Here is a 17049-nt window from a genome sequence, read left to right on the forward strand (position 1 = left end):
GTCGAAATTCGTGTTCTTCACCTTGCTGAACGGCGTGATCCAGTCGATCCGCTGACCCTGCTCGGCCCAAAAGGCCTGAGGGTCGGCGATCGAGGCCGCATAGAGCCGCTCATATTCCGCCGCATCGACATGCGCCTTCTTCACGAAATCCGCAGAAGCGGCATGGCTGGTGGTCTGGGATGAAGCAAAGGTCATGATCGGGACCCCCCTTTGGCGTGGTGCGTGAATGTCTGCGCCGCAGCGCGGCGCGGGACGGGCCGGCGCGCGGCAGCCGGTCAGTCCCGGCCGTCTTTCGGGTCGACGACCAGCTTGCTGAGCAGGCCGTCGGCATTGATGATCGCATTGGCGATCTCGATTGTCGAACAGCGGCGCGACATGGCGTGGCTGCGGATCACCTTGTAGGCCTCTTTCTCGTTGATCTTGTGATGGCGCATGACGATGAACTTCGCCTCGGTGATGATGTTGATATGTTCCAGCTTGGTGCGCAGCTTTTCTTCGTTGCGCAGCGCCTCGAGCCGCTCGAGCCAGGCATGCCGCGCCATCATCAGCGCGCTCAGGACCCCGAAGGCGCGGAAGGGTTTGGTGATCACCGTCTGCACGCCCAGATCCAGAAGGCCGCCCAGAACCGAGGGGTTTTCATAGCCGATCAGCCCGATCAGCGTCGGGCGCTGGTCGGGGCGGGGCGAGAACAGCTTGCTCAGCCCCGGCGGGATCGCCTCTTTCACCTCGGCAAAGACCACGTCGACCGCCGGCGGCAGGCTGTCGGGCAAAGGCCAGATCGCCTCGACCGGGCAGCCGATCCGGTTAAGCTGTTGCACCAGGTCGTCCGCATCGGAATCCCGCGGGTGCAGGACCAGAACATTCAGACTGCGCAGATTGCTGATCAGGTTCGACATCCTGCCTGCCGTTCGCTCCGGTTGGTTTCGGGATCGCCTATGATGTGCGCGCCTTGGGCATGGCCTTGCGCAAGCGCAGACGCCGGTCGTTCAGATCGGGGGTCACCAGGTACGGGTCCGGCTTGACCGGACGGATCACTTCGCGCTGCACGATGAAATCGCCGCGCTCGTCCACGCGGGCGATGCGGGAATGCAGATAGGTGTGGTTGTTGTCGGGGTCGATCTTGACCTGGCCCTGCGGCGCATCCCAGCTGGCGCCCAGCAGGCATTCGCGCAGCTGGTCGGGATCAAGGCTGCCCACCTTGTCCAGAGCCGCGGCGAACATGTGGGTCTGGAAATAGGCCGCCTCGGCACAGCTGGTCACCTGGATGTCGGGCCCGAATTCGCGCTGGTAATTCGCGCAGAACCGCCGGCTGGCCGGCGTGTCCAGCGTGTTGAACCACGGCGCCGCGGTGATATGGCCCACGCCCACCTGGGCGCCGACGGTGGCGATCTCGGCCTCGTTGGTGGTCAGGCTGGCGATCGGCACGCGGCGCCCGTCATGGCCGGCCGCGTGATAGGCGCGGTAAAGCTGCACCGTGGTTTCGCCCACCGTGGTGCAGAAGATCGCATCCGGCGCCTTCTCGGCCACATCGCGCAGGATGCGGGCGAATTCCTCGGGCCCGGCCTCGAAGGGCACATAGACCTCGCCCACCACCTCGCCGCCGCCCTGGCGCAGGATGTTGCGCATCACCCGGTTGGATTCGCGCGGATAGATGTAGTCCGAACCGATGAAGTAGAAACGGTTGCCGTAGTTTTCCAGCAGGTAGCTGGCCAGCGGAACCGAGTTCTGGTTGGGGCAGGCGCCGCCATAGATGACATTGGGCGAATATTCGAAGCCCTCATACAGCGTCGGGTAGAAGAACAGCACATTGCGCCGTTCGACCACCGGCAGCACCTCTTTGCGCGCCGAAGACATGTAGCAGCCGATCAGCACCCGCACGCAGTCTTCCGAGATCATCTTCTCGGCCAGAAGCCCATAGCGCTGCGGGTCCGAGCCGGGGTCGCACAGCACCGGCTCAAGCGCCCGGCCGGCGACGCCGCCGGCGGCGTTGATCTCTTTGATCGCCAGCAGCGCGCCGCGCTGCTGCAAGCTTTCTATGATCGCTGTCGGGCCGGTTTCCGAAAACAGAACCCCCAGCTTCCAGGTATCCCCCGTGTCAATCAAAGGCGTTCCTCATCCCTTCTCTGCCGCAACCTGGCGAAACGAAACACCGCCATGGCGCAACTCGGCAGCGTAAAGCCGGCCCGGGGATCCTGCCGCGGGCGGTTCGGCCAGCATATGTCTTGCGAAAGGGATCTCGACAAAGCGCCGGACGGCGCGCCGCAGCGACCGTGCCCCGAACTGCCGGTCGAACCCCTCGCGGGCGATATGTTCACCAAGCGAGGGGGCCAGTTCAATACGCGCCTGATGGCGCAGCAGCCGACGGTTCAATTTTTCCACCTCCAACTGGATCAATGTGTCGACATCGGCACGGTCGATCCAGTTGAACACGTCGACATGGTCGATCCGGTTGACGAATTCCGGCGGGAAGCGGCCAAGCAGCGCCTTCTGCGCGATGGCCTGGGCCCGCGGCTGCGCTGCACCGGCCGCCGCGAACAGCCGCCGCCAGGGCCGGCCCGCCGCCTCGGCCTCGCGCCGCAGCTCTTCGGCGCCAAGGTTCGAGGTCATGAAGATGATCGCATTGCGGAAGGAATAGGTCCGCTCGCCCGAGGCGGTGGTCAGCAGCCCGTTGTCGAAGATGTTCAGCAGTGACAGCACCACTTCGGGACTGGCCTTTTCCAATTCGTCGAACAGCACGATCCCGGGCTTGTCGGCGCTGCCTTCGATCTTGTCCTGATCCAGAATGGTGCGGCCTTCCTTCGAGCCGACATAGCCCGGCGGCGCGCCGGAAATCGCGGCGGCGTAATGTTCCTGCGACAGGGTGTTCATGTCGACGCGGCACAGCGCATCGGCATCGCCATGGATGGCGCGCGCCAGGACCCGCACCAGTTCTGTCTTGCCCACCCCCGTGGGGCCCATCAGCAGCGAGGTGTAAAGCGGGCGGCGCGGATCGGCGATATCGGCGCGCACGATCCGCAGCATGTCGATCACCGCCTCGACCGCCGCGCTCTGGCCGATGATGTCGCGATGCAGGTGGCTGGCCACCAGATCGACATCGAAGCGGAAGCGGCTGTTCAGCCCGCCGTCGCCCGAAAGGGCGCGATGCGCGGTCACCACATCGTCGGCCGAAAGCGTTTCGGCCTGCAGGGCCTCGGCATCCTTGCGGCGCCTTGCACTGTCGGCAAGCATGTCGTTCAGGAAGGGCATGTCGTCGGCACTCCGTCTCGCACGCTTGGGGCGCGCGGTTTGTGTCGCGGGAAAGGATGGGGGCGGCGCGGGCCGCCCACACCGGAGATTGGCCTCAGGCCTCTTGTTCCTTGGCCTTGGTCGGCAGGCTGCCCACCGGGCAATTGGCCACGCCCACCGTGGTGCGGGTGAATTCCTCGACCTGCCGGCGGGCCTTTTCGGCATCCGTCACCCAGGTCTTGTAGAATTCGAACGGGCAATCCGCGACGCCGTGGTCGCCGTCGCCGGCGGCATGGATCCCGGTATAGCCGCGGTGCAGCAGCTTGAAGAGGTGGTTCTGCGACTGGTCATTGGCGCGGGCGTCGCGGATCTCGGGGATCGAGAGCTGGGCATATTGGATGCCGTACTCCTCTTCGCCGCATTCGCCCAGGGTCCGGCCGTCGAAGCCGATCAGCGCCGAATGGCCGAAATAGCAATAGACCCCGTCGAAGCCCGCGGCATTGGCGACCGCCACATAGCAGTTGTTCGCCCAGGCCATGGCCTTGGCCATGGTGATCTGCTGCTCTTTCGCGGGGTACATGTAGCCCTGGCAACGCACGATCAGCTCGGCCCCCTTCATCGCGCAGTCGCGCCAGATCTCGGGGTAATTGCCGTCGTCGCAGATGATCATCGACACTTTCAGCCCCTTCGGCCCTTCGGCCACCTGGGTCGCGCCGCCGGGATACCAGCCCTCGATCGGGCACCAGGGCAGGATCTTGCGATAGGTCGAGACGATCTCGCCCTTGTTGTTCATCAAGATCAGCGTGTTGTAGGGCGGCTTGCGCGGATGGTCCTCGTGCCGTTCGCCCGTCAGCGAGAAGATGCCCCAGACATTGGCCTTGCGGCAGGCGCGGGCGAAGATCTCGGTCTCGTCGCCGGGGATGGTGACGGCGGTGTCATACATCTCCTGCTCGTCATACATGATGCCCTGCAGCGAGTATTCCGGGAAGACCACCAGATCCATGCCCGGCAGGCCCTGCTTCATGCCCACGATCATCTCGCCGATCTTCTCGGCATTGGCCCGCACCTCGTCGCGGCTATGCAGCCGCGGCATCTTGTAGTTCACGACGGCGACACCCACGGTGTTCGGGCTGCTTGAAATATCCCCGTGTCTCATCGGGTTTCTCCTCTCTCTCTTCGGTTGATGGATTCCGGTCGCCCGGAGGCTTCGCCACCCCGTGGCGGGCGGCGCTTCTTCAGAAGGTCAGGTGCTTTTCGGCCAGCGCATCGGTCAGTTCGGCGCCGGTGCCGGCGATGACGATGCGGCCCTTGTCCATGACGATGAACCGGTCCGAGACGCGGCGCGCGAAGGGCACGTTCTGTTCGACCAGAAGGATCGTCAGGCCGAATTCGCGGTTCAGCCGCAGGATCACGTCATGGATCTGCTGAACGATGTTGGGCTGGATCCCCTCGGTCGGCTCGTCCAGGATCAGCAGCTGCGGGTCCATGGCCAGGGCGCGGGCGATGGCCAGTTGCTGCTGCTGGCCGCCCGACAGATCGCCGCCGCGCCGGTCCAGGAAATCCTTCAGGATCGGGAACAGCTCGAACACGAACTCCGGCATGTCGCGCCGTCCGTCGCGCCTTGCATAGGTGCCCATCACGATGTTTTCGCGCACGGTGAAGCGCGGAATGATCTCGCGCCCCTGCGGAATATAGCCGATCCCCAGCCGCGCCCGGTCGGCGGTGCGCAGCCCGGCGATCTCGGCGCCGCCGAAGCACAGGCTGCCTTCCAGCCGGTCGGTCAGCCCCAGAAAGCTGCGCATCAGCGTGGTCTTGCCCACGCCATTGCGGCCCAGCACCGACATCAGCTCGCCCTTCTGCAGCGTGAAGGTCAGGTTCTGCAGAACCGGGCTTTTGCCATAATAGGAATAAAGACCCCTCGCCTCGATCATGGCGCTTCCCCTCAATGTCCAAGATAGACGGCTTTGACGCGCGGATCGGCTTCGATCTCGGCGATGCTTCCCTCGGCCAGCAGGCTGCCCTGGTTCATCACGATGACCCTTTCGGCCACCTGGCGGACGAACTGCATGTCATGCTCGACCACGATGATCGTGTGATCGCCCTTCAGCGCGTTGAAGATCGCGGCGGTCTGCAGGGTTTCCTGAATGGTCATGCCCGCCGTCGGCTCGTCCATCAGGATCAGCTTGCTGTCCTGGGCCAGCAGCATGGCGATCTCCAGCCATTGGGTCTGGCCATGCGACAGGTTGCCCGCGCGCAGATCGACCAGGTCGATCAGCCCGACGATCTGCAGCACCTCGCGCACCCGGCCGCGGATCGGCGTGCGGAACACCCGCAGCGCGTCCAGAATGCCGGGGCGGGGCGACCGGGCCAGTTCGATGTTTTCCAGCACCGTCAGGTCCTTGAACACCGAGGGCACCTGGAACTTGCGCCCGATGCCGCAGCGGGCGCGCTTGTATTCCTTCAACCCGGTGATGTCCTGCCCGTCAAAGACGATCTGGCCCGATGTGGCGCGGGTCTTGCCGCAGATCAGGTCCAGCGTGGTGGATTTCCCCGCGCCGTTCGGCCCCAGAAGGCACAGAAGCTCGCCCTTCCTGACCTCCAGCGACAGCCCGTTCACCGCCCGCAGCCCGCCGAATTGCACCGTCAGATTGTGGATCTGCATCAGGTTCATCGCGCGCTCTCCTGAGGTTTGACATCGCGCCCCGCCGCGCGCATCCGCAGCCGTGCCAGCCGGTCAAAGCCCTGGCGCAGCAGCCCGTACAGGCCGCGCGGCAGGAACAGGACGAACAGGATGAACCCGACGCCCAGGATCAGCAGCCAGCTTTCGACGAACAGGTCGGACAGCCGCCCCTCGGCCAGGTTGACCAGAATGGCGCCGACGGCGGCGCCCACCAGCGACTCGCGGCCGCCCACCGCCACCCAGATCACGATGGCCAGGCTGAAGGCGACGCCGATATAGGTGGGCGAGGCGAATTCCAGCACCAGCGCGTACAGCATCCCCGCCCAGCCGGCGATCGCGGCCGAGGTCGAGAAGACGAAGGTCTCGTAGCCGGCCACGTCATAGCCGAAATAGCGCACCCGCTGGCTGTCCTCGCGGATCGCCCGCAGCACCAGCCCCACTTTCGAGCGCAGGATCAGCGTGCCCAGCGCCAGTGCCGCGATCAGGCAGCCCGCGACCAGATAGTAGAAGCCCAGGCTGTAGGTATCGACCTGCCAGCCGAACAGATCCAGCGGCGCCAGCCCCGTCAGCCCGTTCTGCCCGCCGGTAAAGCGCTGTTCCTCGATGAACCACAGCTGCAGCGCGACCAGGAAGGCCAGGGTGATGATCGCGACGAAAACCCCGGTGATGCGGGCGCGGAACATGAAGATGCCCATCGCCCAGGCCATCAGCGCCGGCAGCGCCAGGCCTAAGGCCAGCGTCGCGCCCAGCGACTGGAAGGGTTGCCAGAACCAGGGCAGGCTGGTGACATTGTTCCAGCCCATGAAATCCGGCAGCCCGTCGGGATTGCCCGCGCTTGCGACCAGTTTCAGATGCATCGCCATCACATAGGCGCCGATGCCGAAGGTTGCGGCCTGGCCCAGGTTCAGGATCCCCGCCGTCCCCCAGGACAGCGCCAGCGCGGCCGCCACGATCGCCAGCGACAGGTAGCGCGCGAAGGTGTTCAGCTCGAACCCGTCAAAGCCCAGCGCCGCGGGAACGCCCAGAAGGATCGCCAGCACGAAGACCAGATGGCCCAGATAATCAGAGGTGTTGTTTCTGTTCATGGCGTCCCCCTCAGCGGCGCACGATCTGCGGGAGCAGGCCCTGGGGCCGGAACCGGATGAAGAAGATGATCGCGACCAGAACCCCGATCCGCCCGACCGTGTCGTTCAGCAGCATCGAGAAGAAGGCCGTGGTCTCGCCCACGATCCCCGAGGCGACGGCCGTGCCGAAGATGCTGCCCACCCCGCCCACGACCACGACCAGAAAGGCATCGACGACCAGATAGGTCCCCATCGAGGGCGTGGTGTTGACCAGGGGCGAGATCAGCGCGCCGGCCAGCCCGGCCAGCCCCGCGCCATAGGCGAAGGTCAGCGCATAGACCTTCTCGGCGCGGATGCCGTAGCATTCCGAGATCTCGCGGTTCTGGATCACCGCCCGCAGCTTGCGGCCGAATTCCGTCTTCGCCAGCAGCGCCCAGGTGGCGACGAAGACGCCGATGGCAAAGACCAGAACGAAAATGCGGTAATTCGACAGCACCACATTGCCGAAGCTGGTATTGCCCGACAGGATCCCGGGCCCGGCGATGAAGCGCGATTCCGGCCCGATCCCCATGCGGACCAGCTGCTGCAGCACGATGCCGATGCCCCAGGTCGCAAGAATCGTGTCCAGCGGCCTTCGGTACAGCCGTTGCACGATGCTGCGCTCGACCCCCCAGCCGATGGCGGCGATGGTCACAAAGACGATCGGCAGCGCGGCCAGCAGCCCCATTCCCAGAAAGCTTTGCAGCGCCCAGGTCACATAAGCGCCCAGCATGACGAATTCGCCATGGGCCAGATTGATGACGCCCATGGCGCCGTAGATGATGGCCAGCCCCAGGGCGACCATCAAAAGGATGGAGGCCAGACTGGCGCCGGCAAAGATCTGATTGATGATGGTTTCCATGACCTTCTTCACTCGGATGTCGTTGAGGACGGGGCAGGCAGGACCAGGCGTGCAGGGGGGGCGGGGCCCGGGCGGCGGCAAGCCGGCCCCGTCCGGCCCCCGCCGGGGCCGATCCGTTCAATTGAAAAGGTGTTTCAGGATCGGGTTGCGCCGCCCGCGGCGCCTGGCCGGACCGGCGGCGGATCAGCCGCGCACAAGGCCCTCGCCGGTGCAGGTCTCGCCCGGATAGGCCCAATAGGGCTCGGGCGCGATCCGTTCGGCCGATTGCACCAGGATCTCGGCCTGCCCGTCGCTTTTCCAGCGCGCGATCTTCGGCCACAGATGCGTGTGCAGATTGGGATCGACCAGGATCTCGCCCTGCGGCGCCTTCAGCGTCACGCCCACCGCCGCATCGCGGATCGCTTCGGCGGTCACGGCGGCCGGGTCCAGTTTCTCCAGCGCCGCCTTGAACTGATAGACCTGGAAATAGGCCGCTTCCGAGACGAAATGCGTCACCTGATCGGCGCCGTAGCGCGCCTTGTAGGCCTCGACGAAACGTTCGTTCTCGGGCGACTGATAGCCCATGTAATATGGGGCCGAGGACAGATGCCCCGCCGCCGCCTCACCGCCGATCGCCGCCACTTCCACTTCCGACCGGGTCAGGCTGGCCACCGGCATCTTCTCGGGATCGAAGCCCGCGGCGTGGTATTGCCGCGCGAAGGCCACATCGCTGTCGCCCACCAGGGTCGAGAAGATCACGCTGGGCCCGGTTGCGCGGATGCGGTTGATGACCGAGCTGAAATCGGAATGGCCAAGCGGCACATATTCCTCATGCAGCACCTCGCCGCCCAGCTGCCCCAGCAGCATCTTGCAGACGTTGTTCTCTTCCTTCGGATAGACGTAGTTATTGCCCAGAAGGTAGAATTTCCCGCCGAAATTCTTCACCAGCCAGGGCACGAATTCCTGCTGCTGCTGGTTCGGCACCGCGCCGCCATACATGATGTTGCGCGAACATTCGCGGCCCTCATACAGCGTTGGGTACCAGTACAGGCCCTTGCGCTGTTCCACCACCGGCAGCACCGCCTGACGGCTGGCCGAGGTGTACGAGCCGAAGACGCTGACGCAATTGTCGCGGATGAACAGCCGGCGGGCGCGGTCGGCATAGGTGGCCGGGTCCGAGGCCGGATCCTCGACATGCACTTTCAGCAGCCGGTCATTGATGCCGCCGGCCGCGTTGATCTCTTCGATGGCCAGCTGTGCCGCATCATGCAGCGTGCGTTCCACCACCGCCACTTCGCCGGTCAGCGAAAACAGCAGCCCGACCGGAATCTCTCCGCTTTGGGCCCAGGCCCGGCCGGTGCCGGTCAGGATGGCTGGGGCGGACAGTCCGCCGATCGCGCCCAAGGTGCTAGCCGCACCCAGGCGCGTCAAAAAACTCCGACGCTTCATCGGTTTTCACTCCCTGTGAAATTTTTGTCGGATCAAATGCAAAAAGCCCCACGCCCGGCATCATCATTGATGCGCTAGCGTGAGGCTGCATTGCCCGATCTTGGTCGAGATCGCTGCTGATCTCTGGGGAATATTGTTACCCAGCACTGCCCGTTTGGGCAAGTTTTATTTCTGCAAAAGTTTCATATGTTTGCACATCGTGTCATCTGTCAGAATCATGGTGGTGCATCCGGGCGCGCCGGGCCGGCAAGGGCGCCGAATCGGCGCCAGACAGCCCGAACAGACCCGTATCAGGCCCCTATCAAGCCAGTATCAGGCCGCGGCGCGCGCATGGGCCTCGCGGGCCGATTTCACCAGCGCCTGCATCACCTGGAAGGAATGCGCCGCCAGATCGCCGCCATCTTCCCAGGTGTCGCGCCAGATCGCCAGAATGCCCAGCAGCGGCTGGTCGATCATCGTGGACGAGAAGCTTTCGAACGAGATCGGCCCGGTAAACCCCGCCTGCAGCAGCGCGCGGAAATAGGGGGCGAAGTCGATATTGCCGGCGCCCAGATAGCCGCGGTTGGAATCGCCGATATGGAAGAACCCGATCCGGTCGCCGGCGGTCAGGATCGCCTGGCCGATATCGGCCTCTTCGATGTTCATGTGATAGCTGTCGAGATGGATCTTCACATTCGCCATCCCGGTCGCCTCGCAAAAGGCCAGGGCCTGGGCGGCGGTGTTCAACAGGTTGGTCTCGTAGCGGTTCACCACCTCCAGCCCGATCTCGACGCCCAGGGGCAGCGCATGTTCGGCCACCCGGCGGATCACCGCAACCGCCGCCGCCCGGCCCTGGTCGGAACAGGGCGCCAGGTATTTCTGGAAAGCCGAATAGGTGATGCCGCTGACCATGAAGCCGCCGATCCGGGCGCAGGTATCGACCGCCTCGATCAGGAAGGCCTCGCCGCGGGCGCGCACCTCGGGGTCGGGGCTGGTCGGGTCCTGATCGGCCGCCAGGCCCAGGCAGACCGTCGCGCCCAGCCCGGTTTCGGCCAGGGTCTCGGCCACGATGCGGGTCACCGGATCGTCGGGCGGGCAGGGGGGCGTTTCGATGAAATCGTAGCCGATGCGCTTGGCCTCGCGGATCGCATGGCGGGCGCCGTCTGCATCCCAGGTCTTGGACAGGATCAGCCAGTGAACGCCCAAGGGGTTGATCTTCTTCATCTGTCTCTCCTTTCGCGGCGTCAGGCCCAGCCCACGACGCCCTTGATTTCCGTCACATCATCCAGCGCGAAATCCGCATATTCCCGCCCGTTGCCGGACCGTTTGTAGCCGCCGAAAGGGGCTGCCGCGTCCCAGGCCGGGTGGTTCAGATAGACCGTGCCCGCCCGCATCTGGCCTGCCACGCGACGGGCGCGTTCGGGGTCGGTCGATTGCACATAGGCGGCCAGCCCGTATTCGCTGGCATTGGCCAGCGCGATGGCCTCGGCCTCGTCGCGATAGGGCAGGATCGACAGGACCGGGCCGAAGATTTCCTCGCGCGCGATGGTCATCTCGGGGCGCACGTCGCCAAAGACGGTGGGGCGGATGTAATAGCCCTTGTTCAGCCCCTCGGGCCGGCCGGTTCCGCCGGCGGCAAGCGTCGCGCCTTCGGCGATGCCGGCGGCGATCAGCCCCTGGGTCTTGTCATATTGCTGCGCGCTGACGACCGGGCCCAGCTGCGTCTCAGTCGCTTCGGGCGGGCCGGTGCGGAACCGCGCCGCGGCCCGGGCGGCCAGTTCCAGCGCCTCGTCATGGCGGTCGGCCGGCACCAGCATGCGGGTCGGCGCATTGCAGGACTGGCCGGAATTGCCGAAACAGCCTTCCACCCCCAGCGGCACGGCGCGGGCGAAATCGGCATCGGGCAGCAGGATATTGGCGGATTTTCCGCCCAGTTCCTGCGAGACCCGCTTGACCGTCTCGGCCGCGGCCTTGGCCACCTGAATGCCCGCGCGGGTCGATCCGGTGAAGGACATCATGTCCACGCCCGGATGCCGCGCCAGCGCCATGCCGACGCCGGGCCCGTCGCCATTGACCAGGTTGAAGACCCCGGGCGGCACGCCCGCCTCGTCCAGGATCTCGGCGAAGATCAGGCCCGAGATCGGGGCGATTTCCGAAGGTTTCAACACCATGGTGCAGCCGGCGGCCAGGGCGGGGGCAACCTTGCAGACGATCTGGTTCATCGGCCAGTTCCAGGGCGTGATCATGCCGATCACCCCGATCGGCTCGCGCACCACCCGGGTCGTGCCGCGCAGATGGGACCAGTCGTAGCTGTCCAGCGTCTTCAGCATCTGCCGCAGATGCGCGACGCCGATCCCCGCCTGGGCGCTGCGGGCAAAGGCCAGGGGCGCGCCCATCTCGCGGCTGATCGCGCGGGCCAGATCGTCCAGCCGGGCTTCATAGACCGAAAGCACCCGCGCCAGCAGCGCCGTCCGCTGGGCCTGGGGCAGGGCGGCAAAACCCGGGAAGGCGGCCTGGGCCGCACGCACGGCGCGGTCGGCATCCTCGGCATTGCCCAGGGTGATGGTGCAGAACGGCTCTTCGCGGGCCGGATCGATCACCGGCAGGCGCGGCGCGGCGGGGCCGGCGGCGGGCGCGACCCAGGCGCCGCCGATGTAGAAGTGGTCAAGATGCGGGGTCATGTCGGATCTCCGGTTGGTCGGAAAGCGCCGGCAGCAGGCCGGGCGCGGGATCAAGCAGCGTGGCCAGCCGGGCCGCCGCGCGGTTCAGCAGCTGCACCGCCGCCGGGCGATGCGGCGGGGCCAGCCGATCGGCCAGGGCGATCAGCCCCAGCGCATAGACCGGCCCCAGCCGCGGCAGCCGCACCGGAACCGCCAGCGACACGACACCGGCATTGATCTCGCCATCGCAGACCGCATAGCCGTCGCGGCGGATGCGGGCATGTTCGGCGGTCAGATCGGCATCGCCGGTCAGGGTCTGGCCGGTAAACCTTTCCCGTGGTGCCGCCAGAAGCGCGCGGCGCAGGCTGTCGGGCTGAAAGGCGACCAGCGCCTTGGCCGAGGAACAGGCATGCACCGGGCGAATGCCGATGCCGGGGAAGACATGGCTCAGCCCCGGGTTCTCGGGCGTGGCCGTGGCGAAAAGGTCGACCTGGCCCTGCACCAGCCGGGCCGCGAAACTGGCCGCGCCACTGTCCTGCGCCAGCCCCGTCAGCACCGGCGCGGTCAGTGCCTGCAGCCGGTCGGCATCCAGCTGGGCATGCAAGAGCCAGACCAGCCGCGCCCCCAGCCGGTGGCCGCGCCCGCCCGGCCCCGGCTCCAGCCAGCCAACCGCGGTCAGCTGGCCGATCATCCGATGCACGCTGGCGCGGGGCAGGCCGGTGCGCCGCACGATCTGCATGAAGCTGCATTCATGCGGCGGCGGCCCGAAACATTCCACCACCTGCGCCAGCCGTTCGGTGAAGCCGGCGGCCTCGGATCCCGGCTCCATCGCCTACCAGGCCGTATAGCCGCCATCGGCCGACAGGATCGAGCCGGTGCAGTAGCTGGACGCGTCCGAGGCCAGGAACAGCGCCGCCGCCGCGATCTCGCTGGGCTCGCCGAAGCGGCCCATCGGTGTCATGTCGATGTTCTTGTCATAGACCTCGGGCATGGTCTTCAGCTGCATCGTCATTTCCGTGCCGATATAGCCAGGCGCGATCGCGTTCACCCGCACGCCGCGCGTCGCCCATTCCACCGCCAGGGCCTTGGTGATGTGATGGGTGGCGGCCTTGCTGGCCATGTAATGCGCGGCGAATTGCGGGCGGTTGATGATCAGCCCCGACATCGAGCCCAGGTTGACGATGGCGCCCTTGCCGGCGTCCAGCATGTGGCGGCCGAAGGCGCGGGCGCACCAGAAGACCGCGTTGGAGTTGACCTCCATCACCCAGCGCCATTCCTCGTCGGAAATGTCCAGCGCCGCGTTCAGCCGCGACACGCCGGCATTGTTCACCAGAATGTCGACCCGCCCGAAGCGGTCCATCACCGAATCGGCCAGGCTGGCCACGCTGGCCGTGTCGGTCACATCGACCGGCAGGGCCACGGCCTCGAGTCCTTCCGCCGTCAGCTGCGCCGCCGCCTTGTCCCGCGTGGCGGAATCGATATCGGCCAGAACCAGCCGCGCGCCGGCCTGACCCAGCGCCCGCCCGATCTCTAGCCCGATGCCGCGCCCGCCTCCGGTGATCACGGCAACCCGGTCCGACAGATCAAAAAGCTTCAGATACATTGGTCCTCCCTTGGGCCGGATCTGTCCCGGCCAGCTGTCGCATGACGGGGGCTGACGCCGCGGCTCCTCATCCGCATCTGGCGCTGGCCCCATATTTTACACGTAAAAGCAAAGGCTTGAGAAAAATCCCTTCGCCTTCACCTTCGGTTTCCGATTTCCCCCGACCTGACGAGATTTGATGTTGACACTTTGGCGATCTCGTTTTTAATCGCAACAGAAATCTGAGTATACCCAAAAATAAACCGATCAACGCAGAGACAGGCGCGGCTGAGGACCAGTTCCGCCTGGAGGGAGGATTGCATGCTGAACGGAATCGATATCGAAGGGCTGGAAGGCGCGAAGACGGCGATCCGGGCCGAGCCCGCGGCCGGGATCGCGCGCTATGGCGTGGCGCTGAACTGGAAGGGCGGCACCAGGATCGAGGCGCAAAGCCTGCCCATGTCGCTGGGCGGCGACACGATCCCGCGCAACTTCTCCTGGACGGTGGACGAGCCGCCGCAACTGCTGGGCCAGTCGACCGGCCCGACGCCGCAGGAATATCTGATGTCGGGCGTGGGCGCCTGCATCATGGTGGGCTTCGTGGTGCATTCGGCGCTGAAGGGCGTCACGCTGCGGTCGCTGAAGATCACCATGGGCGGCGGGCTGGATCTGGCGGGTTTCCTGAACCTGCGCCCGGATGCGCAGATCAAGATGAGCGGGCTGAGCTATGACATCGAAGTCGATGCCGATGCCGACGAGGCGCTGTTGCAGGAAATCGCCGGCCTCGCCTTCAACTTCAGCCCCAATGCGATGACGGCGGCGCAGGGCGTGCCGATGACCGGCAGCCTGAAGCAGGTCGCGGCGGTCTGAAGCCGCCGATCTGGAACCGGCGACGGGACCGCGCGGTGGGGAGGCCGCGCGGGCTTGCACAAGACATGGCACGGAGGAGCGCCGCAATGTCGGAACGAGGATTTGGAAGCTGCGCACGCTATATTCAGCGCCGCGGGGAAATCGGGCGGCTGGGGCCGCATCTGGCCGCGCTGGGGCCTTCGGCGCTGGTGGTGATCGACCCGTTCATCGACAGCGCCTATGGCGCGCTGATCGACGCCTCGCTGGCCGAGGCGGGGGTGAAGGTGCAGAAGATCGTCTTCGGCGGCGAATGCTGGACGGGCGAGGTGCAGCGCATCACCTCGGCGGCGGCGGGGATGCTGCCGGCCTCGGTCGTGGGCATCGGCGGCGGCAAGACGCTGGACACCGCCAAGCTGGTGGCGCAGGAAACCGGCGGGCGGATCGTCTGCGTGGCTACCGTCGCCTCGACCGACGCGCCGACCTCGGGCCTGGCGATGCGCTATCATCAGGATGGCAGCACCGACCGGCCGATCTTCCTGCCGCGCAATCCCGATCTGGTGATCGTCGATCCCGACGTGGTGGTGAAGGCGCCGGTGCGCTTTCTGATCGCCGGCATCGGCGATGCGCTGTCGACCTGGATCGAGGCGCGGTCGAACCGCGATAGCCGGTCGAAGAACTATGTCGGCGGCGGGCACGGCATGCCGATTGCCGGCATGGCCATTGCCCGCGCCTGCCATGAGGTGCTGATGCGCGATGCGCAGGGCGCGGTGGCGGCGGCGCGGCTGGGCGTGGTGACGCCGGCGGTCGAGAACATCATCGAGGCGAACACGCTTCTGTCGGGGCTGGGGTTTGAAAACTGCGGCTGCTCGGCGGCGCATGGCATTCACAACGGCCTGTCGATCCTGCCCGGCAGCCATGGCAAGCTGCATGGCGAGAAGGTCGCCTTCGGCACGCTCTGCGTTCTGGTGCTGGAAGACCGGCCGCAATCCGAGCTGGACGAGATCTTCGGCTTCTGCGAGGCGCTGGGCCTGCCCACCACGCTGGAGGCGGTCGGTCTGGGCGATGCCTCGCCCGAAGATCTGCGCCGCGGCGCCGAGGCGGCGCTGGTCCCGGGCGAGGCGACCCATGCCACCCATGCCGAACTGACGCCCGAAACGGTTCTGGCCGCCATTCTTGCGGTGGATGCCATGGGCCGGGCGCGGCTGGGCTGAGGGCAGGGCATGCGCAGCACCATGCAAGACGCCCGGCTGGGCATCGCCCGGCTGCTGCGCCATACGGCGCAGGTCACCGGCGCAGCCCCGGTCGTGGCGGAAACGCCGCAGGGCCGCAGCCGCAGCACCTTGGCCGATCTGGCGGATCGGGCCGGGCGGCTGGCCGATGCGCTGGCGCGGCGCGGCATTGGGCCGGGCGCGGTGGTGGCCAGCTTTGCCGCGGCCTCGCCCGAACATCTGGAAGCCTATCTGGCGGTGCCCGCGCTGGGCGCGGTGCTGCACACGCTGAACATCCGCCTGCATGACGGCCAGCTTGCCGAAATGGCGGTCGAGGCCGGCGATCTGGCGGTGCTGGTCGATGGCGCGCTGGCGCAGCGTTTTGCCACGCTGGCGCCCCTGCTGGCGGGTAGTCCGATCCGGCTGGTCATCGTGACCGGCGATCCCGATCCCGCACCCTTCCCGGGCCTGCCGGTGGAAACCATCGGCTATGAGGCGCTTTTGGCCGAAGGCGCGCCGCGGACCGACTGGCCCGATCCCGACGAGGATGCGGCGGCGATCCTGTGCTATACCGGCGGCACCACCGGGCGGCCCAAGGGCGTGGCTTACAGCCACCGCTCGCTCTGGCTGCAGGCCATGTCGCTGTGTACGGCGAATTCGCTGGGGATCGGCGCGGATCAGGTGATCCTGCCCGCCGTGCCCTTCTACCACGTGAACGGCTGGGGCATTCCCTATGCCGCGATGATGGCCGGCGCCGGTCTGGTTCTGCCCGGCACCCGCTTTCAGCCCGAGGTCCTGAACCCGCTGCTCGACAGCGAAGGCGTGACGCTGGCCGCCGGCGTGCCGACGATCTGGTCCGATGTGCTGGCCGCGCGCCGGGCGCAGGGCCTGCCCGCCCCGCCGCGGCTGAAGCGGCTGGTCATGGGCGGCGCGCCGGTGCCCGATACGCTGGTTGCCGGCTGGGGCGCGCTGGGGGTGATGACCCAGACCGCCTGGGGCATGACCGAAACCTCTTCGATGTCGGCGATCGGCCGGCCCTCGGGCCGCCGGGCCGAGCCGGGCCGGCTGGTCTGCGGGCTTGAGGCGCGCAGTGTCGCGACCGAGGGCGCCAGTGCCGGCGAAATCCAGATCCGCGGCCCCTGGGTCACCGCGGGCTATTTCCGCCGTGCCGCCGATGACGGCTTTCAGGACGGCTGGCTGCGCACCGGCGATCTCGGCACGCTGGATGGGACCGGCCAGGTCACGCTGACCGACCGGCTGAAGGATGCGATCAAGTCGGGCGGCGAATGGATTCCCTCCTTGCCGCTGGAAGAGGCGATCCGCAGCCATGCCGCCGTCCGCGACGTGGCGGTGATCGCGCTGCCCGATCCGCGCTGGCAGGAACGGCCGCTGGCGCTGGTCGTGCCGGCGGGCCCGGGCTTCGACCCAGGCGCTCTGGCCGCGCATCTGGGCGGGCTGGTGGCGCGCTGGTGG

Annotated in this window: 17 protein-coding genes; 3 read left to right on the plus strand and 14 right to left on the minus strand. The window is 66.7% G+C overall.

The genetic code is table 11. The annotated features are described in order from the left end of the window. From K1Y73_RS17810 to K1Y73_RS17875, 14 genes are all read right to left on the minus strand, one after another. Positions 1-195 (minus strand): acetyl-coenzyme A synthetase N-terminal domain-containing protein (locus K1Y73_RS17810; RefSeq protein WP_225029656.1); only part of this gene is annotated, 195 nt, incomplete at its 3' end. A gap of 80 nt (positions 196-275) precedes the next feature. After that, positions 276-896: an ANTAR domain-containing response regulator gene (locus tag K1Y73_RS17815; protein ID WP_225029657.1), complete on the minus strand. Its 621-nt coding sequence runs from the start codon at positions 894-896 to the stop codon at positions 276-278. 37 nt (positions 897-933) lie between these two features. Further along, a complete protein-coding gene (locus K1Y73_RS17820; protein ID WP_225029658.1) occupies positions 934-2103 on the minus strand; it encodes a transporter substrate-binding domain-containing protein in 1170 nt (389 codons plus the stop codon). A 9-nt stretch (positions 2104-2112) separates the two neighbouring features. Continuing rightward, positions 2113-3246: an AAA family ATPase gene (locus tag K1Y73_RS17825; RefSeq protein ID WP_225029659.1), complete on the minus strand. Its 1134-nt coding sequence runs from the start codon at positions 3244-3246 to the stop codon at positions 2113-2115. A gap of 94 nt (positions 3247-3340) precedes the next feature. Beyond that, positions 3341-4381, minus strand: a complete 1041-nt coding sequence (locus tag K1Y73_RS17830; protein ID WP_225029660.1) for an aliphatic amidase — start codon at positions 4379-4381, stop codon at positions 3341-3343. Positions 4382-4460: 79 nt separating this feature from the next. Beyond that, on the minus strand, positions 4461-5156 hold the full coding sequence (gene urtE, locus K1Y73_RS17835) for an urea ABC transporter ATP-binding subunit UrtE (RefSeq protein ID WP_225029661.1): 696 nt from the start codon (positions 5154-5156) through the stop codon (positions 4461-4463). Between the two features lie 11 nt (positions 5157-5167). Beyond that, the gene (urtD, locus tag K1Y73_RS17840; RefSeq protein ID WP_225029662.1) at positions 5168-5896 is read right to left on the minus strand and encodes an urea ABC transporter ATP-binding protein UrtD; all 729 of its coding nucleotides are present in this window, start codon (positions 5894-5896) and stop codon (positions 5168-5170) included. Next, the gene (gene urtC / locus K1Y73_RS17845; protein WP_225029663.1) at positions 5893-6990 is read right to left on the minus strand and encodes an urea ABC transporter permease subunit UrtC; all 1098 of its coding nucleotides are present in this window, start codon (positions 6988-6990) and stop codon (positions 5893-5895) included. Before urtC ends, urtD begins: the two co-directional genes overlap by 4 nt. Before the next feature lie 10 nt (positions 6991-7000). Continuing rightward, positions 7001-7870: an urea ABC transporter permease subunit UrtB gene (gene urtB, locus K1Y73_RS17850; RefSeq protein ID WP_225029664.1), complete on the minus strand. Its 870-nt coding sequence runs from the start codon at positions 7868-7870 to the stop codon at positions 7001-7003. 183 nt (positions 7871-8053) lie between these two features. Next, on the minus strand, positions 8054-9298 hold the full coding sequence (locus K1Y73_RS17855) for a transporter substrate-binding domain-containing protein (protein ID WP_225029665.1): 1245 nt from the start codon (positions 9296-9298) through the stop codon (positions 8054-8056). 312 nt (positions 9299-9610) lie between these two features. After that, positions 9611-10501, minus strand: coding sequence for a sugar phosphate isomerase/epimerase family protein (locus K1Y73_RS17860; protein WP_225029666.1), 891 nt, complete (start codon positions 10499-10501; stop codon positions 9611-9613). Between the two features lie 20 nt (positions 10502-10521). Beyond that, positions 10522-11958: an aldehyde dehydrogenase family protein gene (locus K1Y73_RS17865; RefSeq protein WP_225029667.1), complete on the minus strand. Its 1437-nt coding sequence runs from the start codon at positions 11956-11958 to the stop codon at positions 10522-10524. Beyond that, positions 11942-12766 (minus strand): IclR family transcriptional regulator, encoded by an 825-nt coding sequence (locus K1Y73_RS17870; RefSeq protein ID WP_225029668.1) that lies wholly within the window; start codon positions 12764-12766, stop codon positions 11942-11944. Before K1Y73_RS17870 ends, K1Y73_RS17865 begins: the two co-directional genes overlap by 17 nt. Positions 12767-12769: 3 nt before the next feature. Beyond that, positions 12770-13540, minus strand: coding sequence for an SDR family NAD(P)-dependent oxidoreductase (locus tag K1Y73_RS17875; protein ID WP_225029669.1), 771 nt, complete (start codon positions 13538-13540; stop codon positions 12770-12772). Positions 13541-13840: 300 nt separating this feature from the next. Here K1Y73_RS17875 and K1Y73_RS17880 point away from each other — a divergent pair, with 300 nt between their 5' ends. The 3 genes from K1Y73_RS17880 to K1Y73_RS17890 all read left to right on the plus strand — a co-directional run. Beyond that, positions 13841-14389, plus strand: coding sequence for an OsmC family protein (locus K1Y73_RS17880; protein ID WP_225029670.1), 549 nt, complete (start codon positions 13841-13843; stop codon positions 14387-14389). Positions 14390-14475: 86 nt separating this feature from the next. Beyond that, a complete protein-coding gene (locus K1Y73_RS17885) occupies positions 14476-15579 on the plus strand; it encodes a glycerol dehydrogenase (RefSeq protein ID WP_225029671.1) in 1104 nt (367 codons plus the stop codon). A 9-nt stretch (positions 15580-15588) separates the two neighbouring features. Beyond that, on the plus strand, positions 15589-17049 hold a 1461-nt coding region (locus K1Y73_RS17890), incomplete at its 3' end, for an AMP-binding protein (RefSeq protein WP_225029672.1).

It is taken from the genome of Xinfangfangia pollutisoli, assembly GCF_020179405.1.
GTDB lineage: Bacteria > Pseudomonadota > Alphaproteobacteria > Rhodobacterales > Rhodobacteraceae > Pseudogemmobacter > Pseudogemmobacter pollutisoli.